Origin of the sequence: Cohnella ginsengisoli (assembly GCF_029525555.1) — a bacterium.
GTDB classification, from domain to species: Bacteria; Bacillota; Bacilli; order Paenibacillales; family Paenibacillaceae; genus Cohnella; species Cohnella ginsengisoli.
In genome coordinates this window covers 128033-149138 of record NZ_JAPDHZ010000003.1, presented here as the reverse complement: position 1 = coordinate 149138, position 21106 = coordinate 128033, and the positions used below count along the sequence as shown (strand labels likewise).

The 21106-nt window shown below is 58.8% G+C and carries 21 protein-coding genes and 2 pseudogenes; 19 read left to right on the top strand and 4 right to left on the bottom strand.

Annotated elements, in window-relative coordinates; genetic code table 11:
- Positions 1 to 16 precede the first annotated feature (16 nt).
- Both gltC and OMP38_RS11840 read left to right on the top strand, forming a co-directional pair.
- On the top strand, positions 17 to 994 hold the full coding sequence (gltC, locus tag OMP38_RS11845) for a glutamate biosynthesis transcriptional regulator GltC (RefSeq protein ID WP_277566789.1): 978 nt from the start codon (positions 17 to 19) through the stop codon (positions 992 to 994).
- Between the two features lie 35 nt (positions 995 to 1029).
- A pseudogene (locus OMP38_RS11840) lies at positions 1030 to 2647 on the top strand (extracellular solute-binding protein).
- Between the two features lie 173 nt (positions 2648 to 2820).
- Here OMP38_RS11840 and OMP38_RS11835 read toward each other — a convergent pair.
- Positions 2821 to 5073 (bottom strand): AraC family transcriptional regulator, encoded by a 2253-nt coding sequence (locus tag OMP38_RS11835; RefSeq protein WP_277565361.1) that lies wholly within the window; start codon positions 5071 to 5073, stop codon positions 2821 to 2823.
- Between the two features lie 271 nt (positions 5074 to 5344).
- Between OMP38_RS11835 and OMP38_RS11830 the strand changes: the two genes are divergently transcribed.
- The 6 genes from OMP38_RS11830 to OMP38_RS11805 are packed head-to-tail and all read left to right on the top strand — an operon-like array spanning position 5345 to position 8102.
- Complete coding sequence (locus tag OMP38_RS11830) at positions 5345 to 6001, top strand: TetR/AcrR family transcriptional regulator (protein ID WP_277565360.1); 657 nt, start codon at positions 5345 to 5347, stop codon at positions 5999 to 6001.
- Between the two features lie 25 nt (positions 6002 to 6026).
- A complete protein-coding gene (locus OMP38_RS11825) occupies positions 6027 to 6401 on the top strand; it encodes a DUF4180 domain-containing protein (protein WP_277565359.1) in 375 nt (124 codons plus the stop codon).
- Positions 6326 to 6955, top strand: coding sequence for an SUMF1/EgtB/PvdO family nonheme iron enzyme (locus OMP38_RS11820; protein ID WP_420869641.1), 630 nt, complete (start codon positions 6326 to 6328; stop codon positions 6953 to 6955). Before OMP38_RS11825 ends, OMP38_RS11820 begins: the two co-directional genes overlap by 76 nt.
- Positions 6956 to 6966: 11 nt before the next feature.
- Positions 6967 to 7188, top strand: a complete 222-nt coding sequence (locus OMP38_RS11815) for a spore germination protein (protein ID WP_277565358.1) — start codon at positions 6967 to 6969, stop codon at positions 7186 to 7188.
- Between the two features lie 40 nt (positions 7189 to 7228).
- Positions 7229 to 7654, top strand: coding sequence for a VOC family protein (locus OMP38_RS11810; RefSeq protein ID WP_277565357.1), 426 nt, complete (start codon positions 7229 to 7231; stop codon positions 7652 to 7654).
- A gap of 52 nt (positions 7655 to 7706) precedes the next feature.
- Entirely contained in the window at positions 7707 to 8102 is a 396-nt protein-coding gene (locus OMP38_RS11805) for an RrF2 family transcriptional regulator (RefSeq protein WP_277565356.1), read from the top strand.
- A 29-nt stretch (positions 8103 to 8131) separates the two neighbouring features.
- On the opposite strand, the gene OMP38_RS11800 is transcribed toward OMP38_RS11805, so the two are convergent.
- A complete protein-coding gene (locus OMP38_RS11800; protein ID WP_277565355.1) occupies positions 8132 to 8269 on the bottom strand; it encodes a hypothetical protein in 138 nt (45 codons plus the stop codon).
- 145 nt (positions 8270 to 8414) lie between these two features.
- Here OMP38_RS11800 and OMP38_RS11795 point away from each other — a divergent pair, with 145 nt between their 5' ends.
- A complete protein-coding gene (locus OMP38_RS11795) occupies positions 8415 to 9446 on the top strand; it encodes an ATP-binding cassette domain-containing protein (RefSeq protein ID WP_277565354.1) in 1032 nt (343 codons plus the stop codon).
- Positions 9443 to 10255 carry an ABC transporter permease gene (locus OMP38_RS11790; protein ID WP_277565353.1) on the top strand — a complete coding sequence of 271 codons (813 nt, stop codon included), beginning with the start codon at positions 9443 to 9445 and terminating at the stop codon, positions 10253 to 10255. Before OMP38_RS11795 ends, OMP38_RS11790 begins: the two co-directional genes overlap by 4 nt.
- A 229-nt stretch (positions 10256 to 10484) precedes the next feature.
- Here OMP38_RS11790 and OMP38_RS11785 read toward each other — a convergent pair whose 3' ends face one another.
- Both OMP38_RS11785 and guaD read right to left on the bottom strand, forming a co-directional pair.
- Complete coding sequence (locus tag OMP38_RS11785; RefSeq protein ID WP_277565352.1) at positions 10485 to 11372, bottom strand: fructose bisphosphate aldolase; 888 nt, start codon at positions 11370 to 11372, stop codon at positions 10485 to 10487.
- A 299-nt stretch (positions 11373 to 11671) separates the two neighbouring features.
- Positions 11672 to 13039: a guanine deaminase gene (gene guaD / locus OMP38_RS11780; protein WP_277565351.1), complete on the bottom strand. Its 1368-nt coding sequence runs from the start codon at positions 13037 to 13039 to the stop codon at positions 11672 to 11674.
- A gap of 155 nt (positions 13040 to 13194) precedes the next feature.
- Here guaD and OMP38_RS11775 point away from each other — a divergent pair, with 155 nt between their 5' ends.
- From OMP38_RS11775 to OMP38_RS11740, 9 genes and pseudogenes are all read left to right on the top strand, one after another.
- On the top strand, positions 13195 to 13749 hold the full coding sequence (locus OMP38_RS11775) for a hypothetical protein (protein WP_420869640.1): 555 nt from the start codon (positions 13195 to 13197) through the stop codon (positions 13747 to 13749).
- 662 nt (positions 13750 to 14411) lie between these two features.
- The gene (locus tag OMP38_RS11770; RefSeq protein ID WP_277565350.1) at positions 14412 to 15086 is read left to right on the top strand and encodes a sensor histidine kinase; all 675 of its coding nucleotides are present in this window, start codon (positions 14412 to 14414) and stop codon (positions 15084 to 15086) included.
- A gap of 25 nt (positions 15087 to 15111) precedes the next feature.
- Complete coding sequence (locus OMP38_RS11765; RefSeq protein WP_277565349.1) at positions 15112 to 15783, top strand: response regulator; 672 nt, start codon at positions 15112 to 15114, stop codon at positions 15781 to 15783.
- 213 nt (positions 15784 to 15996) lie between these two features.
- Positions 15997 to 16185, top strand: a pseudogene (locus OMP38_RS35785) (Wzz/FepE/Etk N-terminal domain-containing protein); the annotation flags it as partial.
- A 22-nt stretch (positions 16186 to 16207) separates the two neighbouring features.
- Positions 16208 to 16753, top strand: a complete 546-nt coding sequence (locus tag OMP38_RS11760; RefSeq protein ID WP_277565348.1) for a YveK family protein — start codon at positions 16208 to 16210, stop codon at positions 16751 to 16753.
- The gene (locus OMP38_RS11755) at positions 16734 to 17378 is read left to right on the top strand and encodes a CpsD/CapB family tyrosine-protein kinase (protein ID WP_277565347.1); all 645 of its coding nucleotides are present in this window, start codon (positions 16734 to 16736) and stop codon (positions 17376 to 17378) included. Before OMP38_RS11760 ends, OMP38_RS11755 begins: the two co-directional genes overlap by 20 nt.
- 631 nt (positions 17379 to 18009) lie before the next feature.
- Complete coding sequence (galU, locus tag OMP38_RS11750) at positions 18010 to 18909, top strand: UTP--glucose-1-phosphate uridylyltransferase GalU (protein WP_277565346.1); 900 nt, start codon at positions 18010 to 18012, stop codon at positions 18907 to 18909.
- Positions 18893 to 19585 carry a sugar transferase gene (locus OMP38_RS11745; protein ID WP_277565345.1) on the top strand — a complete coding sequence of 231 codons (693 nt, stop codon included), beginning with the start codon at positions 18893 to 18895 and terminating at the stop codon, positions 19583 to 19585. Before galU ends, OMP38_RS11745 begins: the two co-directional genes overlap by 17 nt.
- Before the next feature lie 12 nt (positions 19586 to 19597).
- Entirely contained in the window at positions 19598 to 20857 is a 1260-nt protein-coding gene (locus OMP38_RS11740; RefSeq protein ID WP_277565344.1) for a glycosyltransferase, read from the top strand.
- Positions 20858 to 21106 lie beyond the last annotated feature (249 nt).

Here is a 21106-nt window from a genome sequence, read left to right as displayed (position 1 = left end):
GGAGAGGCGATGCGTCCTGGAAATCAGGCAAATGCGATATTTTCTGGAAGTCGCGAAGCGGGAGCACGTGACGGATGCGGCTCATGCGCTGCATGTCGCGCAGTCGTCGGTGAGCAGGCAGCTGCTGCAGCTGGAGAGCGAGCTGGGGGTGGACTTGTTCATTCGCGAGGGGAGAAGGGTCAAGCTCACCGCGAACGGAAAGCTGTTTCTGGCGCGCGTGGAACAGATCATGCATATGATCGGCGAGGCGAAGCGAGAAGTGAAGGAGCATCTGGAGCCGGAGAAAGGAACGGTACGCATCGCGTTTCCGATCAGCCTGGCCGCCCACGTGATGCCGACGGCCATTTACGCGTTTCGCCAGCGGTACCCGGAGGCCAAATTCCAGATGAAGCAGGCGCTCTATCGCGATCTGATCGACGGGGTCGTTCACGGCGAATCCAATCTCGCCTTGATCGCGCCCTTGCCGGCGGACGAGAAGAAGATTCGCTCCAAATTGCTGTTCACCGAAAAAATCGTCGCGCTCCTGCCGATGCATCATCGGCTTGCGAACCAGCCCGGCATACGGCTGTCCGAGCTGAAGGACGATCCCTTTGTTACGCTGCCGGAAGGAACGATTTTCCGCGAGATCGTGCTGGGTGCGTGCCGCGAGATCGGCATCGTGCCGCATATCGCGTTCGAGGGCGACGATATCGATGCGCTCAAGGGGCTCGTCTCCGCGGGACTCGGCGTAGCGCTCATGCCGGAGGTCACTTTGGTGGACATCATCCCGCAGTCGACGGTGAAGCTGCCATTGATCGATCCCCAAGTGACGCGTACCGTAGGCGTCATCTCCCCGACGCAGCGCAAGCTCCTGCCGACGGAGCTGCTGTTCTATCATTTTCTGACCGATTTTTTTCGCCGATCCTTACACAAAAAAAAAGCGAATAAGCCGGGTCCGACCCTTATATTTATATCGTTCCGCACCGCGGGTTCATGTTTTATTTGGACGCGGTAGAGATCGCGTTTGGACGCTGTACTCCCGCGGGGACGATGCCTGATGTAAACTATAAGGAGAAAGGAGGCACGGCGGTGAAACCAAAAACACGCGCATGGCATACCGGAGTCGCCGCGGCTGCCATTCTGCTGTTAGCGTCTTGCCAGGGACATGCCCCGGACAGCGCTTCGCTCCAGTCGCCGGCAGCCTCCTCTTCGCAAGCTCGCCAGGACGCGACCGACGGCCGATCCCCGGATGACCGTGCCGAGCATGTCGATCTTCAATTTTACATGCTGGGCAATGCGCCTCCGGATATGCCGCAGATTCAGGACGCCATCAACGAGATGGCCGAGGCCGAGCTGAACGCGTCGGTCACCTTCAACTTTATCGCCTGGACGGACTACGATCTCAAATACAAGCTGCTGCTGTCCTCCGCCCAGCAGGTAGATCTGCTGTTCACGGCGGACTGGACGCAGTATCAATCTTACGCGAAAAACGGCGCGTTTCTCCCGCTCGACGATCTGCTGCCTGCCGCGGCGCCCGAGCTGCAGCGATTCGTCCCCCCGGGATATATGGGACGGCGTTCGAACCGACGGGAAGATCTACACCGTGCCGTCGACATACAAGGAATACGTGACCGGCGGCTTCGTATGGAGGGAGGACCTCCGCGAGAAATACGGCTTGCCGAAGCCTGTGGACATGGACACCTTCGAGGCCTACCTGAACGGGATCAAGCAGCACGAGCCCGATATTCAGCCCGTCGCCGTCGGATCGGACATCCAAAATGCGCTGGCCTTCTCGCTGCTCGACGTGTCGCGGGGTTCCATTGGCTCCATGCCTTACGGCCTTCTGGCGACGTATGACCATCCCGAGGATATCCGTTCGTATTGGGGATCGCCGGAGCAGCTCGAAGATCTGAAGCGGTTCAAGAGCTGGGCGGATAAAGGCTACTTCTCCAAGAACGAGCTCAACGAAAAGGCGACCAACCAGGAAAAGCTCGTCAACGGCACGGCGGCGGCGATGCTCGGCGACAATCCGACGCGCTACAACCAGACGAACGGCAACATGAAATCGCTTCATCCGGATTGGGAGCTCGGCTACACGCCGTTCGCGGTCGCGACGGGCTATGCGACGCCGGTGCATCCGATCCACAACGGCTTCGCCATCCCGGCCAGCAGCAAAAACGCGGAGCGCGCGCTCGCCTTTTACGAGAAGATGGTACTGGACAAACGCTACAACCTGCTCACCCAGTACGGCTTCGAAGGCACGAACTACACGGTCGACGGCGGTTACTACAAGATGGTCGGCGACGCCAACACGAACGGCTTCCCGCGCGAAGGCATGCAGGGCTGGGCGTGGCGCAATCCCGAATTCATGCTGTTCGAGCCGAGCTATGACGGCGTCAAGGCGATCTTCGACCAGCTCGACAAGGTTCAAAAGCCCGACATCTACACCGGCTTCGCCGAAGATTATACGGAGTACCAGGCGGAGCGGTCGGCGCTCGAGCAGGTAGAGAAGCAGTACCTGTTCCCGCTGCTCGCCGGCCAAGTCAAAGACGTCGAAGGCGGCGTGAAGACGTTCATGGACAAGGCGAAGAAGGCGGGGCTCGACAAAATCCAGGAGTCTTACAAGAAACAATGGCTCGCGTATCTGAGCGAGTCGGGCATCCAGTAAGACCGGCCGAAATGGGAAGATGACGGAAGAAAACCTGCAGGGACCGCTGAACGGCGGTCTCCTGCAGGTTTTTGCGTAGTTGGGCGGGCCCACTGTTGATCTACGTGCACACTTGAAGCGCATGAGCCCGGTTCGCCCGTCGACTGTTGATTCTACGTACACAATTGAGGCATCTACCCATTGCCGTGCCTGCCCTCGCGACTGCCTCCCGCCTGCGCCTTGCGGAATTCCACCGGCGTCACGCCGGTTAGCTTCTTGAACATCCGGTGAAAGTAGGAGCTGTTCGTGAAGCCGGTCCGCTCCGCGATCTCGGCGACCTGATCGTCCGACGACATGAGGATCGCTTTCGCTTTTTCGATGCGGACGTTGTTGATCATGTCGACGATCGTCGTGAACGTATGCTGACGATAGACGCGGCTCACATGGTAGGTCGACATTTTCAACTCCTCGGAAATCGAATTCAGGCTCAGGTTCGAATCGTCGTAACGGGTCTCGATAAGCGCGTTGATTTTGCGGATCAGGTCCTCCTGCTTGTTGCTTCGCTTCTCGAATACTTTGGCGCTCAGCTGGCCGAAAAACCGGTTCATCGCTTCCGTCAACCCGTCGAGCGTCTCGTATTGATCGATGCCGGGAATGCTGAGCTCCGCGCCGATGCCGAGCTGCAGCGAGCCGTTCCGCTCGATCTCCGCCAGCATGTTGCCGAGCGTGACGGACACGTGGTTTGCCGCGGATTGCGTGACTCTGAACGGGCAGTCGGCGGTTTCGAGGAGGATGTCCCGGTACAGGGCGGTTGCCTCCTCCGCTTTGCCCGCGACGAGGGCGTCCAGCATCTGCTTTTCCTTGCCGACGGAAAAGGAGTGGCGGTCGCCGGGGCCGGGCGTCGCCTCGATGATCGAGCCGCAGCCTCTGAAGAAGCGGCGGTCGGTGGCTTCCCGGGCGAGCTTGTACATGGCGTGCAGCTCGTGCGGGCTCTTGGTGGCCGGCGTCAGCGACACCGTGAGGCCGATGCGCAGAAACTCCGCGCAAGCATCCTGGATCTCCTTGAGCATAGCGAGCAGCGCCTCCGCGTCCTGCTCCTGTCCGCGGGTATTGATCAGCATCAGAATGCCGTCGTCCTCGAGATCCACCGTATCGGCATCGTATAGCTTCGACGAGATCTCGGCGGCGATATTCATGATCGCGAATTTGTAAGTGAGCAGGTCCTTGGAGCTCTGGCTGCGTACCCGATCGAAGCCGTCGATTCGCAGGAGAGCGAGTTGATACGGCTGCGTGAAGTCGAAGGCGATGCCGGCGCTGCGCAGCTTTTCCAGCTGGAAGTCGGGATCGAAGTCCTGGATCTGAATGAGCTTGCGCAGCGTATTCTGACGCAGCGTGTAGCTGCTGTTGCGCTTTTCCGATTCCAGGTCGGACATGCGTTTCTCGATCCGGTTGATCGGCACGTATAGATAACGGGACATCAGCCAGGACAGCAGCAGCCCGACGGCGAGGATCGCGCCTGCGACCTGCAGCGTTTTGCCGCGAATGTCCTTCGTCTTTTGCGTGATCTCCCCGTACGGCGTGATCCGGACGTAGTGCCATTCGTAAGGCGTAGGCGCCGTGTAGGTAATGAGCGACTTTACGCCCTCGAACTCGGCGACGGCAAAGCCGGATTCGGGCTTGGCTACGTAACTTTGGAGAAGCGCGAGATCCGACTCGCCCAGCTTCGCGCTCATGAGATCGTCGACGGAGCGCACGACGTCGTGATCGTCGAGCAGGTACGTGCGCCCGGCGCTTGCGGTTTCCGCTTTGCCGAGCTCCCGGTTGATCCAGGATGCCGACAAGTTGACGATGACGGCGGAGTTGATCTCCCGGTTGAAGTTGATGGCATCGTAGCACAGGTACGTATAGACGCCGAGATCGGGCGCGTTGGCCGCAGCCGACTTGATCGTCCGCGGGATCGGCGTGAACGGCTTGTAATCCCTGTAGCGGCCCAAAATATCGAGGATGCCCGCGTCCTGCACCTCCGACTCGCGCCAGATGCCTTCCTGGCCGTTTTGCGCGGCGATATAGTAGTAGCCGGATGCGGGATTGTAGACGTAGATCGATTGAATGAAGGGCATCGTCGACAAATAATTGCGCAAATCCAGCATCGCCGCTTGCGTATCGAAGGCGTCCGGCTTGCTGTAATAGAGCATCTTCGCGATCGCGCTGTTGCGGTAAATTTGGAAAGCGACCGTCTGCGCGCTCTCGGTCGTGTTGGCTACGGCCTTGCCCGTCTGCCGAAGGTTGGCGAGATCGTTTTCGACGGCTTCGTCCTGCAGCACGCCCGTGAAGATCAGGTAGAAGATGAAGTTGCTCGCGATCAGGACGAGGACGATGCTCAAGGTGAGTCCCAGCAAGATTCTCACGTACAGCTTTCCGTTGCGGCGGATTCGGTTTAGGCGCATCGATGGGCTCCCTTCGGGTTTCTATGGCATCGATCGGATCGAAGGCGTTTGTATCATTATATATTCGGGGTGTGAACGGATACAGTGGCTGAATTCCCCAGTCGTGAACGAAAAAGGGATTGAACGGTGAACAATCCGGGCAGGAGTGAACGATTTTGCGGGCAGGATGGCATTCTTGCGAAAAGGAACAGGGAATTGACAAAAATTGGGTTCATGGTCTAGACTTTATTTATTCCGACTGATCAGTATAAATAAAACAGGGGGCGATACCATGCCTAAGGTCGGGATGGGGCCAAGGCGACGGGCCGATGTCGTCAACGCGACGCTCGCCTGCATCAGCAAGTACGGCATCGACGGGATGACGCTGGACAAGGTCGCGGAGCAGGCGGGCTGCTCCAAAGGCGTCGTCACCTATTATTACAAAAACAAAGACGAGCTGACGACCGAAGCATTCAAGTCGTTCATGGCCTATTACGGCGCGAAGATCGAAGCGGAAATCTCGGGCGGCATGACGGCAGGGGCGATGCTCGAAGTTGCTCTCGCGCATATGCTGCCTCCGGCGGGGCAGGATGCGGGAGCGAGCATCGACGTGTCGCAACTGGACGGGATCGTGGAGATGCGCATTCCGTACGAAGACCAAGGCCGATTGTTCGTGCAATTTTTTTCGCGCGCGGCCGTGGATCCGAAGCTGCGCGACGTCTTATCGGGCAGCTACGTGAAGGATCTGGCCGGCATCGCGCGGATTTTCGAATTCGGCGACCGGACAGGGGAGATGTCGGCGTCCGATGCGCACAGCGCCGCGTATGGCCTGATGGCCATGGTCGTGGGCTTGAGCTTCTTTCGCGTGGCGAACGTGGCTCCCGCCAGCGGCGCGGACAACCGGTATATCGGCGAGGAGTACGCGAGACGCTTCATGAAGCCGAAATGAGCGTAAAAAAAGGGAGGCGAGGAACATGTGGAAAATATCGAAAGTCGAGGCGGAAGGGCGCGAGCCCGTGGCCCTCGTGAGCGGGGAAGTCATCGGAGACGTTCAATCCGCGCTGGACATGATGGCGAACGTACGGTACGAGACCGGCGTCGATCGCATCGTGATCGACGGAACGATGCTCGACGCCGAATTTTACGATCTGAAGACGGGATTGGCCGGGGCGATCGCGCAGAAGTTCGTCAACTATCAGGTGAAGCTCGCGATCGTAGGCGACTTCTCCGCGTATACGAGCGCGAGCAAGAGCTTGCGCGATTTTATTTATGAATGCAATCAGGGCAGGGATCTTTTTTTCTTGCCGACGGAGCCGCAGGCGATCGAAAAGCTGGGCGCGACGCGATGACGCGCGAAAGCGCAGGTCGCGTCGACGAGACCGAGCCACGCGAGAGGCGCGACATCCCGCTTGTTCCGTATCCGATGTTGCAAATTCCCGCAGGACGCGTCCATCTGAGGGACGACCGTAAAAAAGACGGCATGGGCGGTCGAGGTGGATTCGTTCCTGCTGGCGCCGGTGCCGGTGACGCGCGCGCTTTACGGCGCGATCGTTCCGCCGGAGGGGCCGTGCGCATCGTGGGCGGGAAGCTTCCGAATCCTTGGGGGTTATACGATATGCTCGGCAACTTCCGGGAATGGTGCTGGGACGTGTACGATGCGCAAGTTTACGGCGCTTATCGGTTTTTTTCGCGGCGGCAGTGGGGCGGAAGAGGCGAGAGGCTGCGGGGCGACGGTCCGCCGCCGGAGCCATCCGACGTTTCGGATCGACGATCTCGGCTTCAGACTGGCCAGGTCCCGGCCGGAATCGGCGTTCGGCGCTGCTATATACATTTGACGATGGAACGGTCACGGCGAGCGCCTGCTTTTCATACCTTATCTAAAGCGTTAAAAACTTGCCGATGAGGTAACCTGCCATGCCCTCCGTTATTGGTAAAGTAAAAATTCTCAACGTCAACCAGGGCTCGAATGTGCAATTCGGCGACACGGGATTCATCTCGCTGTCCAGCACCTCCAAAAATTACGGCGGAGCCGCTTCGTTTTCGCCAGGGGATTCTTTCGGAGGCGTTAACAACAACCAGCTGAGCAAGACCAACACGGTCGACACGGACGCGGTCGACAACTCCAACATTGTTTAAACCGCATGCGATGGAAATGGATTAAGGGGAGGAATGAACGATGAAGCCGCGCATTACGGTGCTGACACTGGGCGTCGCGGATTTGGAGAGAGCGCTGGTCTTTTACAGGGACGGCATGGGCTTGCCTACGGAAGGCATCGTCGGAACGGAGTTCGAGCACGGCGCGGTCGCTTTTTTCGATTTGCAAGCGGGCTTGAAGCTCGCGATCTGGTGCCGCCAGGATCTCGCGCACGAGGCGAAGGTGGCTCAGACGCCGCCCAGTTCGACGGAAATGACGATCGGACATAACGTGGCGAGCAAACAAGAGGTCGACCGGGTCATGGACCAGGCGCGACAGGCGGGGGCCGTCGTCACCGATCCCGCGCACGATACGTTTTGGGGCGGATATTCCGGTCACTTCATGGACCCGGACGGCCATCTATGGGAAGTCGTATGGAATCCGGCTTGGGATACGGACTTGCTTTAACGTCTCGCCGAGGCTATCATGGGCATACAAAGTCCATCATCGAGGTGTGCCAATGAAGTTTTCGCAGGCGACGGATTACGCGCTCCATGCCATGATGTTTTTGATGAGTCAAGCGCCGGACAAGCCTGTCGGGGTGCAGCTGCTTGCCGACAAACTCGGCGTTTCCCAGACGTATCTGTCCAAAATGCTGAGCAAGCTGGTCAAGGCGGGGTTGATCGGCTCCGTATCCGGCGCGAACGGCGGATACCGGCTGAAGGCCCATTACGAACGGATTTCTTTTCTGGACGTGATCCATGCGATCGAAGGGACGGCATCGATCTTCGAATGCGGGCTGAGCCACGGCGAAGATTGCGCGATCCAGAAGGTCGTTATGGATGCCGAGCAGCAGATGGAGCGTTACTTGAGCGACAAGAAGATCATCGATGTCGCCAGACAGCGCGCGCTATAATGATAGAGGCCCGAGGGCCTCTTTTTTCGTTATTCCGCGTCCTTTTTCTCGTAGGCGATCAGCGTGACCGCCTGTCCGCTGGCAGCAGTCAACTCCTGCTCCAGCCGCTTCAGTTCATCGAGCTGCTCATCCTCGAGTTCCGCAAATGCATATCGGGAATCGTCCACGCTCAAGCCTCCTCGCTATTAAGCTCTCCTTATTATGGTCGGACCCTTGAACGCTTATGAACGTTTAGGCGCCTCGGCCGGTTCATACTGAATTCACATTCGCGCCTTAGTATCCGTATGAATCAGTGCGACAGGAGGAATGACGATGAACGCGATACACGCAAGGGATAAGGCGGTCAGCGGCGAAGAATGGGCCGTCGAGGCGTCCGGGCTCGTCAAAACGTTCGGCAGCAACCGCGCGGTGGACGGGGTGAGCCTGAACGTACGCGCAGGATCGATCTACGGCGTGCTCGGTCCCAACGGCGCCGGCAAGACGACGACGATCCGGATGCTGGCAACGCTGCTCAAGCCCGATGCGGGCTCGGCGCGGATTTTCGGCTACGACGTGACCAGGGAATCCCAGATCGTCCGGCAATTGATCGGGGTGACCGGCCAGTACGCCTCGGTCGACGAATCGCTAAGCGCCACGGAAAATCTCATTATTTTTTCCCGGCTGCTCGGCCTTGGGCGCGTCGAATCGAGGCGGAAGGCGGCGGAACTGCTGGAGGAATTCGGCTTAACGGAGGCTGCCAAGCGGCCGCTCAAAAACTTCTCGGGCGGCATGCGGCGACGGCTGGACCTTGCCGCGAGCCTGATCGCGCAGCCGCCGCTCATTTTCCTGGATGAGCCGACGACGGGACTGGATCCGCGGACGCGCGCCCAGATGTGGGAGACGATCCGCAGACTGGTGAAGACGGGATCGACCGTCCTGCTCACGACGCAGTATCTGGACGAAGCGGATCAGCTGGCCGACCGCATCGCGGTCATCGATCGCGGCACCGTCGTCGCGGAAGGCACCGTCGACGAGTTGAAAGCCTCGGTCGGCACATCCTCGCTCCATCTGAGCGTGCAGGACCAGCCTGCGATCGGCGAAGCGAGACGGATCGTCGAGCGGGTGCTCCAGGCGACGTCCAGCGTGACGTCGGAAGCCGGCAAGATCACGGCGCCGATGGCGAACGCCGATCGCGTGACCGATCTGCTCGTCGCGCTGCGCGAGTCGGGCATCCGCCTGTCCGAGATCAGCGTACAGAAGCCAACCCTGGATGAAGTGTTTTTGACGATCACCGGCCATGGCGCGCAGGAGAATGCGGCACCGAATACGCAAGCATCCCATCGTAAAGAGGAGGTCATGTTATGAAAAGCACGACTGCCTTCTACCCGGGCGCCCGTCTTAAAAACCGCACGAGCTTCGGCCAATCCGTCCGTCACTCGCTGACGATGGCATATCGCGGCCTGCTCAAGATTCGGCGCACGCCCGAGCAGTTGTTCGACGTCACGCTGCAGCCCATCATTTTTACGCTCATGTTCACCTATATTTTCGGCGGGGCGATCTCCGGCGACGTCCTCAGCTATTTGCCCGTCATCATCCCGGGCATCCTCGTGCAGACCGTCATCACGACCTCGATCGTGACCGGCGTGCAGCTGCGCGAGGACATGGACAAAGGGGTGTTCGACCGCTTCAAGTCGCTGCCCATCGCGCGCATCGCGCCGCTCGCCGGAGCGCTGCTCGCGGATACGATCCGGTACACGATCGCTACGGTACTGACCTTCGGCATGGGCTACATCATGGGCTACCGCCCGGATGGCGGCCTCGGTCACGTCGCGATCGCCGCGCTGCTCGTTATCTTCAGCTCGTGGGCCATCAGCTGGATCTTCGCCTTCTTCGGCGTCATCGCCCGAACGGCCTCGAGCGTTCAAGGCATTTCCATGATCGTGCTGTTCCCGCTCACGTTCCTCTCCAACGCTTTCGTGCCGACGAAGACGATGCCGAACTGGCTGCAATGGTTCGCCGACATCAATCCGATCTCGCATCTGGTGACGGCCGTCCGCGACCTCGCGAACTCGGGCTCCGTCGGCTGGGATCTCGGCATTTCGCTGATCGGCGCGGCCGTCGTCGTCGCGATCTTCGCGCCGATCACGGTACGGGCGTACATGCGGCGGACATAATGGGTCGCCCGCGGCGGAGATCGGCCTGTTGTATAGGAGGCGGTTGCTCGAATGGGGCGCCTGGGATTGTGATCGACTGCCGTAGAGAAGGCAATTGCCCAAATCGAATACGATGGCCAGTTTTCCGCGTCCCACCTTTATTGCTACGGGCCGACACCTCCACCGCTGCACCGCCGCACACTAAAGACCCCGGGCGCTCGCAGCCCAGGGTCTTGTCGGATCTTTACACTTATTTAATAGAAGCTTCGTATATATTCCGCACCGATTCGGACAGCATCTCGTTAAACGCCTCGTCCGACTGGCCGGCGCTGAGGCCTTCGGACAGCGCGCGAGAGAAGCTCGCGATCAGCCCGTTGTTGCGCGCGAGACGCTCGTTCGCTTCGGCTTGCGCGTAGCCGCCGGACAGGGCGACGACGCGAAGCACGTGCGGCTCCTCGATCAGTTCGGCATAGAAGTTGTCCTCGGTCGGGATAGACAGCTTAAGCATCACCTTCACGTCTGGACCTAGCGCGGCGAGCTGCGAGAGGAGTTCGGCCTTGAGCAGCTTTTCCGATTCGGCTTTGTCCGCGCTGGCGATGTCCACCTCGGGCTCGATGATCGGCACGAGGCCTGCCGCCGCGATCTGCTTGCCGATGGCGAACTGCTGCTCTACGACCTGCCGGATTCCCGCCGGATTCGCCTCTTTAATGAGAGAACGCATCTTGGTCCCGAAAATCCGTCGCTCGACGGCCCGCTTCAGCAGCGCGTCCAGTCCGTCGATCGGCTTCAGCAGCTGGACGCCGTCGGCCTGCTCGGCCAATCCCTTGTCCACCTTGAGGAAAGGCACGATGCCTTTCTTTTCCCACAAGTAGTCTGCGGTCAGCAGTCCGTCGATCTCCCGGTCCATCGTATTCTCGAACAAAATAGCGCCGAGAATGTACTTCGAGTCAAACGCCGGGCTCTTGATGATGCGGGTCCGCATCTCGTGAACGAGCGCGTACATCGCTTCTTCGCCCGAATAACTGCTCTCCGGCACGCCATACTGCAGCAGCGCCTTCGGCGTGCTTCCGCCGCTTTGATCCAGGGCCGCGACGAAGCCCTTCCCCGTGTGAATCCGTTCCAGTTGTTCCGCGTTCATCGATGTTGCTCCTTCCCGAATTTAGCGTATCGTGAGCGAGTGGCAGCCTTGTCCATCTCATCATAGCATTTTATCCCATGTTGCATAAGCGGGAGAAATCAGCAGCCACCATGCACATTCGTCTCTACTTATACGACTGGAGGGGGGAGCATCTTCCAGGACGGCGGTCGTTCGGCGAGCGGCGCAGCACGTTCGTTCCTCACCGAGACTATCTGCTTGGAGCCGGCAACGAAGGAGGCGGGTTTGTTCCTAGATAGGACTACTTGTGGCTTCCACAGCAAGTCGGAGCGAACGCTACATCATGCGCGCTTATGGACCTGCTCGCCCTGCACCCATACTTCCCGAATGTTCTCCGGACGCACGAGATACATGATTTTCTGAAAGATCTCATGCAACGGCTCGTCCTCGCTAAACACGGGCAGACGCGCGCCCGAGAGCGCGATGTCGACGATTTGCGCGTCCCAGGCGTAGCCCGCCGCCAGCCGTCCGATCGGCAGGCTTAACGCTTCGCCGCCGCCAGCCGTCGCGAGATAGAAGGCTTCGTCGATCGTGATGCGGGAGGCTTGCATGCCGCGCGCGTCCGCCGGGAGGGCTGGATTTACGCCGTCCTCCAGCATCCTGGAAGAGATGACCGCCTGTCTGGCATTGTCGTACAAGCTCGGCGAATACCCGCCCGAGACGTCGGAGCCGAGTCCGATCTCGACGCCTTTGTCCATCCAGCGGGCGATCGGGATGACGCTGTTCGCGAAGTAGGCGTTGGAGATCGGACAGTGGCCGATCGCCGTCCCCGTCCGCGCGAAGAGCGCCGCATCGTTTTCGTCGAGGAAGTTGCAGTGCGCCATGACGGACTTGTCGCCGAGCAGCCCGAAGTCGCTGAGCGCGACGGCGTCGCGCTTGCCTAGCCGATCCTGCACGTACCCGTGCGCCCAGTCGCTCTCGCTGCAGTGGGATTGAACATGCGTATCGTGCTTCGCGGCGAGCGCGCCCAGTCCTTTTAACGCTTCGTCGGTGCAGCTCGGGATGAACCTTGGCGTCACGACCGGATATACGCCCTGCTTGGCGCGCTTCGCCAGCTCTTTGACGGCGACGATAAATGCCTCGGTATCCGTCAGCGCCGCGGCGGCATCGGCATCGCGGTAGTACGCGGGATTTTGCGCCGGATCGTCCATCACGACTTTGCCGACCAGGCCGCGCTGCCCCTTTTTCGCGCAGATCTCGGCCAATAACAGGCTGGATTCCTTATGGATCGTGGCAAAATAGAGGGCGGTCGTGGTACCGTTCGCGAGCAACGAGGCGACGAGATCTTCGTACACTTCGGCCGCGAAGTTCAGATCCGCGAACTTCGACTCCAGCGGAAAGGTATGCGTGTGCAGCCAGTCGTAAAGCGGCACGTCGAGCGCCGTGCCGGACTGCGCCCACTGCGGCGCGTGCACGTGCAGGTCGACGAAGCCGGGCAGCAAATATTGGCCCGGCGCCAGCTGCCGATACCGGTCCAAGACCGCGTATTCGCTTCGAACGGCCTCGTATTCCGGGGAATCCGGCGCGATCGTTTCCGCGATGACGCCGTCATCGTTTACGCAGAACAAATGGTCCTTCAATATGTCGATTTCTTCGGGGGAGCGGGCGGTAAACGCCGTTCCTTGAAACACGCGGGCATATGCCTTCATCGTTCGTCACCTTGCCATTTCGCATTCGAATTTTTATCATTATAGGGAATCTGCATCGGTAAGTCCATGAGGCGCCGACATGGTTGTGCGCGAGACCGATATAAGGGGATTCGTTAGGCCATGCTAGCCAAAGACGCCGCAAGGAGGAATCGAAGATGACCCCGATCGCAAGACAAGTACCCTTCGGCTACGAGCCGCCGGCCAATCGAGAAAAAGGCACGTTGATCTACTACGATACATTCGAAGATACGACGGACGAAGCGCTCGTCATCGCCGCCGAGACGGCCAAGGCGCGTTCATTCGCGCGGTTCGTGCTCTATCCGATCCACGAGGAGACGGCGAGGCGAATGTCCAAGGCGCAGGTGAGCGCCTACTATAAGCGGGAAAAGAGACTTGCCGAGTGGGCGCGCGAAAGAGAAGAGGACGAGCCCGCGCCCGAGCTCGACCGCTGGGAAGGCAAACGAAAAAAAGTACACGCCTATGGAAGCCGCGCTGCGCCACCTGACGGAGACGCTGCCAGGGCCGCATTTCGTCTACATGACGCCGGCTACCGCCAATCTGTTCGCTTCCTACGATGTCTTCGACGGCTGGATCTCGAAGATCCGGCTCGTGCTGTCCGCAGCGCCGGCCGATCCGGCGCCGAAGCTGGCTCAATATCGCAGCCGTTGGAGCCTGGCATGGGAAGACGAATGACGCGGTTCCTCGGATAAACGGCCATTTTGCCCGGAATCGCGATCGCTACAGTGCGTCGCGTGGCAGCCAAATGGCGGCCGACGCACAAACGCTGGCGAAAACGGTTACATTTTGTCTAACCCAAGCCCTTTCCGCTCGCGGAAAAGGGCTTTCTTTAATGGTACGAACTGACGCTTGAATACGCTTACTTTCTCTCATGATTCTCATTCAAACACGCGCCAGGCTTCGGCTTGGCGCTGTGGAGCGACATGTCGCCTTCGTCGTAAAAACGCTTTATCAACGAATAAATACAAATTCTGGATGTAGATTAAGAAATTCACCTAAACGTCTCTTCGAGAAAATATAGGCCTAAAGAACTATAATCTTGGCTTCAAGATATATAGGCTTGAAAATTATGTCACTCGTCAATTCGACTTGGTGTACGCACTATGGCATACGTCGGCTGCCGAAAGATTGGGTAATTCTGGATCGAAAAGCATCCGAACGCGCCTTTGGTCATGACCGAAGGTACCCCGATCCTTATCGAACGACCCATACAATAATCGGTACTCCCGTAGCATGGGCATGTCAATTTCGGCAAGGTATGTTGAAAATGAACGTCAACGCCTAGAAGTGAGGGAACCTGACGAAAGATTTGAATTTTCTCATTATAATACATGTCGGGAAAGGCGATGATTGGATGGCCATGCAGAGCAAGGTGGAACCGTACTTATTGTTCGAGGAACGCAACCGGATCGCAGAAGAACTCCACGATCGCATTTGCCCGCATCTATTCGGCATCACCTACGCGGTGCATTCCGCGCAGCATGAATGGGACGAAATGACGAGCTCGCAGCATCTGGCGCTGCTGCGCGACATCCAGGAGGCGGCGGCGGAAGCGACGCGGGAGCTGCGCAAGACGATATACGACCTTAGCGTATCCGACCATGGGGAAGCTTCGTGGCTGGGCGGCGTGGAATCGCTGCTCGCGAGCCAAGCGAAGCTGAGCGGCGTCCGGATCCGTTTCAGGCCGCCCGCGCCAGACCGGCGCCTCAGCGTGCACCATCAGAAGGCGCTGTACCGGATTATCGCCGAAGCGGCCGCCAACGCGATCCGCCACGGCGAATGCAGCGCCATCGATATCAAGCTGACGCTGCGGCCATGCTCCGCCACGCTCCGGATCTCGGACAACGGCAAAGGCTTCGATTGCGGCGCCGTGCTGCAGCAAGTCGAAGCCTCGGGCTTTGGGCTGAGAAGCATGAAGACGCTCGCCGCCGCGCTTGGCGGCAGCCTTCAGATCGACAGCGAAGAAGGGGGAGGCACGCGAATCGTCGCGCGCCTGCCGCTGTCCGACGGGCGCGAGGATAAGAACTAGATTGTGTATTAAGGAAGGTGATGACATGAAGATCGTAATCGTGGACGATCATCCTCTCGTCCGCAAAGGACTGAGAGCCGTACTATCAGGCGAGGAGGGATTCGAGATCGCGGGCGAGGCGGAGACCGTATTAGGCGCGCTGTCGGTCGTCGAGACAACGAATCCCGATCTCGTCATCTTGGATATCCGGCTTGGCGCCGAGTCCGGCTACGACCTTGTTCGTTCGCTCCGGGGGCTGCACTGCCGGTTTATGATGCTGACCTCCTCGGCTTCCGAGGCCGACATCCGCAGAGCGAAGGAGTGCGGGGCCGACGGCTACGTACTCAAGGACGCGGCGCCGGACGAGCTGCTGCTCGCCGTCAAGATGATCGGCCGGGGCCGCAAGTACTTCGACCAGAGTCTGCTCGGCACCTTGCTCCGCAAAGAATCGGACGATCCGCTCGAGAAGCTGACGCCGAAGGAGCGGGAGGTGCTGGTCGCGCTCGGTGAAGGCTTGTCCAATAGCGCCGTGGCCAAAAAGCTGGTCATCAGCGAGTTCACGGTCAAAAAGCACGTCAGCCGCATTTTTCAAAAATTGAATCTGACCGACCGGACGCAAGCCGCCTTGTTCGCGCAGTCGCAGGGGATCGGAGACTTCTCGCCGTCGGATATCCGGACGGAGGGAGGCTTCGCCCTCCCGAATGGTACTAAAGTATAATATCCATACCTACCGACGCGGCACGATGATGGCTTCCGATGAAGAAGCAAAATCATCCTGCCGCGTAATAGTTTTGAAAGTCGCGGGCGATTTACAATGAAATCAGGACGGGGCAAGGGAGGCAAAAACGAAAGCGAATATCGGAAATTGAGTCAGAAAATTCTGATATTTATTTTCATTTTCTAAAAGAAATCAGCATCGGAGTGAAGCGTTTTGGAAATTCAACGGTATTGGAGCGTAGTCAGGAAAAGGCTCTGGCTGATCGCCTTGATTACGATCGCCTTGTGTACGGCGGTCGGATATTATACCAGTCAACAAGTGAGACCGACTTATCAAGCAGCCGCCAAGCTGATGGTGTACCAAAGCGAGGCCCCCCGGCAATACGTCCTCAGCGCCCGACGCCGGCGCGATCAACTCCAACATATTGCTGATCAAAACCTTCAAGCAGCTGATCCTCACGCCCCGAATTTTGGAAAAGGTCGCCGCCGCTTATCCCGATCTTCATACGTCGGCCGGCGAGCTCGCAGGAAAGATCGGCATCTCTTCCGTTAGCGAAACGCAGATTATGACCGTCATCGCGACGGACGGCTCCTACGCCAGGGCGGCCAACATGGCAAACGCCGTGTCGAAGGTATTCCAGTCCGAGATTCGCACGCTCATGAATCTGGACAACGTATCCGTCCTCAACTGGGCCGATCCGGCAGCGAATTATGGCCCGATCTCCCCGAATCCCGTCAAGAACGTCGCGATCGTGTTCGTCCTGTCGATCCTGATCGGCATCGCTCTCGCCTTTCTGCTCGAACATATGGACAGCTCGGTCAAGACCGAGCAAGAGGTGCGCGCCAAGCTGGGACTGCCGCTGCTGGCCGACGTGCCGCGGATTCGCAAACGGGACTTGATCGGCCCCGACGACTCGGAACGAACGACGATGGGAGCAAGGGGGAAGCCGAATGTCACGATGGATGCGTAAACGAGGATTGATCGCGGCGCAAAATCCGAAGTCGGCCGCCGCCGATACGTATCGCAGATTAAAGACCGGCATCGAATGGTCGGTCCGGGACGAAGGCATGAAGACGATCGCGATCGCTTCCGCAGAGCCGGGAGAGGGGAAGAGCACCACGTCCTCCAACATCGCGGTCGCCTATGCCAAAGCCGGCAGAAGGGTACTGCTGCTGGATACGGATCTTCGGTCGCCCGTGCAGCATCAAATTTTCGATCTGCCGAACGACGCGGGGCTAAGCACGGCGCTGGCGGGGCGCGGCGAGCTGGACCAGGTCGCCCGCAGAACGGCTTACCCAAACCTGCAAGTGGTGTGCGCGGGACCGATGCCGCACAATCCGTCCGAGCTGCTCGATTCGGAAGCGATGAGCGCGATGCTCGAAGCGGCCAAGGCGCGCTTCGACATCGTGATCGTCGATACGACATCGATGGCGGCCGCGTCGGACGCGATGATCGTCGCGGACAAGTGCGACGGCGCCGTGCTCGTCATCCGCAAGGGAAAGACGAGCATGGATGCGGTTCTGAAGGCGAAGGAGACGCTCTCGTCCGGACGGGTCCGGGTCGTCGGCGCGGTATTCAACCGCCGGGGGCGTTAAAAGAGCGCTGAAGGCAATGCAGCAAGAGATGCAGGGAAGCATCGATCGAACGATGCGCGTTCCAAGGAAATGTCTCCTGCTCCTTTATCACTGGAGGCACTCGGCCATGCTGTGGGTCAGCGGACCTTAGACGTTTATCGTCAGGGGTGTGGCGTGAGGATGGGTTCAATGCCCGCTTAAATTTGTTTTGATACGATTGATTGTTTTGAAACGATTGCAAGGTGAAGGTTCGATTTTTTTTAGGCATGATTGGTAAGGGACGACCCGGCTTCTGGCAGAAATAGCTGTTCAAAAGCAGTTATTTCCAGAGAGGGAGGTCGGGGGCGGTCCAATAAGTGTCAAAAGGCATTTATTTACTCGAAGTCGCGACTAAACGAGCGTAAACGGGAGAAATAAATGCGTTTTAACCGTTATTTGTGCGGGATGCCATTTGTAGTCCGAAATAAATGCTTTCTAACACTTATTTCCGAAAAGGTGTCGCAAACGTCGCTGGTGTCGCAAACGTCGCTGGTGTCGCAAACGTCGCTGGTGTCGCAAACGCCGCTAGCAGCGCCAATGCACTGGCGCCGCAATTACCGCAAGCATGAAACATCGGCAAGTCTAAAGAGAAATACGGATGGGGTGAGAGCGTATGAAAAAAGTGAGAAAAGCGATTATTCCCGCGGCAGGCCTCGGTACGCGCTTCCTGCCTGCAACGAAGGCAATGCCTAAGGAAATGCTGCCGATCGTCGACAAGCCGACCATACAGTACATCGTGGAAGAAGCGATCGAATCCGGAATCGAAGACATTATCGTCGTGACCGGCAAAGGAAAACGGGCGATCGAGGATCACTTCGACATCGCCTTCGAGCTGGAGCACACGCTGGCGGAAAAGGGCAAGCTCGATATTTTGAGCAAGGTTCGCAAATCGTCCAACGTCGAGATCCACTACATCCGGCAAAAAGAAGCCAAAGGCCTCGGCCACGCCGTCTGGTGCGCCCGCAACTTCATCGGCAACGAACCGTTCGCGGTGCTGCTGGGCGACGATATCGTGCAGTCCGAAACGCCTTGCACGCGTCAGCTGATCAGCCAGTACGAGCAGACCGGCAAGTCGGTCATCGGCGTTCAGGCGGTCGGCACCGATCAGACGAATCGTTACGGTATCCTCGATCCGATCGAGCGGCGCGGACGTCTGTACGAGGTGCGGCGTTTTGTAGAGAAGCCGCCGATCGGACAGGCGCCGTCCAATCTGGCCATCATGGGCCGCTATGTGCTCACGCCGGAGATATTCGATTTCCTCGGCAAGCACGAGGTAGGCGCAGGCGGCGAGATTCAGCTGACCGACGCGATCCAGCGGCTGAACGAAGCGCAAGGCGTTAACGCCTACGACTTCGAAGGCATGCGCTACGACGTCGGCGAGAAGCTCGGGTTTATCATGACGACAATCGACTTCGCGCTGCGCGACGAGGAGCTCAGGTACCGCCTGATGGACGGGCTCGAATCGCTGATCAGGCGCGAGAAAGTGGGGGAAAGCCATGGCTCTGCGGTATGATATGGAGCTGGTCGCCCGCCTGACGGACTTCGAACGCAAGCGGATCGCGGCCCAGAACAACGGCAAGCTGGCGATGTATACGACGGTGAAGCGCGGCATGGACGTCGCGGGCTCGCTAGTCGCGCTGGCGCTGTTCAGTCCGATTTTCGCGGTTACGGCTACGCTCATCAAGCTGGAAAGCCCGAAGGCGCCGGTCTTTTTCCAACAGACGCGCATCGGGAAAAACGGTCGCAAATTCAAAATGTACAAGTTCCGCTCGATGGTGCCGGACGCGGAGCAGAAGCTCGCGGCGCTGCTGGAGAAGAACGAGATCAAGGGCGCGATGTTCAAGCTCAAAGACGATCCGCGCATTACCCGGATCGGCCGGTTCATCCGCAAAACGAGCATCGACGAGCTCCCGCAGCTCGTGAACGTGCTCAAAGGAGAAATGTCGCTCGTCGGCCCTCGGCCGCCGCTGCAAAGAGAGGTGGAGGAATACTCGGACTACGACAAGCTTCGGCTCTCCGTTAGCGGAGGCTGCACGGGACTGTGGCAGGTGACCGGACGCAGCAATCTCAGCTTCGAGCAGATGGTCGAGCTGGACCTGGAATACATTCGCAAACGGAGCATTCGGGGGGATCTGAAGATCATTTTCCGGACCTTCAAGCTGCTGCTTGGGGCCAAAGACGCTTTTTAAGGGTGGCGACAAATGAACAAGATTTTGTTTATTACGAATCGGCTGCCTTTTCCCGGCACGGACGGCCGCAAAAACATGCTGCTGCAATACGTACGGCATATGAAAGAAATCTACCCAGGCAGCGAGATCGTAAACCTCTCGTTCGTGGACGATCCGAAATATTTATCCCAGCGCCCGCCGGAAATCGGCAGGCTGGCCACGCTTACGCCGCCGGGCAAGCTTGAGAAGCTGTACAACATCGTCGTCCATTCGCTAATCCGGCGCAAGTGGCCGCTGCAAGTGTCGGTGTATTACAGCCGCAAGACGCACCGCAAGATCCGGGAATTCGTCCGCGAGGAGGAGCCGGACTTCGTGCTCTACGACATGGTGCGGGTGGCCGAATACCTGGCGCCGGGGCAGGGACGCAAGGTGCTGAGCTACGACGATCTGCTGTCGCTGCGCTACCGCCGCCAGCTCGACTGGTTCCAGTATATCCCGTCCGTGCTCGGCGGGTTCTCGGACAAGCTGCCGAACGGCCTGAAGAAGTTCGCGGACCTGAAGTTCGTCCAAAAATGGCTCATCGCCTTCGAGAGCAAAATGCTGGGCAAGTACGAAAAGCAAGTGGCTCCGCGGTTCGACCATCTCATCTTCACCTCCCCGGCCGAAGCGCAAAACTTCAGGAAGACGACGCGTCACGAATCCTGTCACGGCGTTCCGATGAAGGTCGATCCCGATTTCCGGATGCAGGCGAGAGGCTCCCGGCTCTACGACAAAAACAAGGTCGTGTTCGTCGGGAAAATGGACATTCCCCACAACAGCTCGGCGGCCGTGTATTTTTGCGAGCGCGTATGGGCCCGAATCAAGCAGAGCAATCCGGCTGCGGTCTTTTACATCGTCGGCAAAAATCCGACGGCCGAGGTGCTGCGCCTCCAGCGCGACCATCCGGGCGTCATCGTCACCGGCGAGGTGGACGACGTGAAGCGGATCGTAGGCGACTCCGCGCTCATGATCGCGCCGCTCTTGTTCGGCACCGGGATCAAGACGAAAATTCTTGAAGCGATGTCATGGGGCGTACCGGTCGTGACCAATGCGATCGGCAGCGAAGGCTTGGACGCGAACAACGGCGAGGACTTGTTCGTATGCGAATCGGAAGACGAGATGGTGCGCAGCGTACTGCTGCTGATGGGCGACAGCGAGATCAACGACAGCATATCGGGCAATTCGATCCGTTACGTGAGCCGCCGGTTCAGCAGTTCGGCGACCCGCAAAAACATGGAGCTGATCCTATCCTAGCGCAAAACCGCGACGAGCCGGTCGATCTCGTCCGCGCTTCGGTCGTCGCGCTGTTTTTGTTCTCGCTGGCGGTCATCACGTATGACAGCTTGCCATACTTCGCCTTCTCGGTCTATCGCCCGCTGGCGATGTTTCCGATGTTCGCCGCCTCGCTGCTGCTGTTGTTCACCGATTTCAAGTTCCGCCGCGGTGACGTGCCGCTCCTGATTTTCGCCGCCTATAGCATCGGACATTCGCTGATCGTGTCGA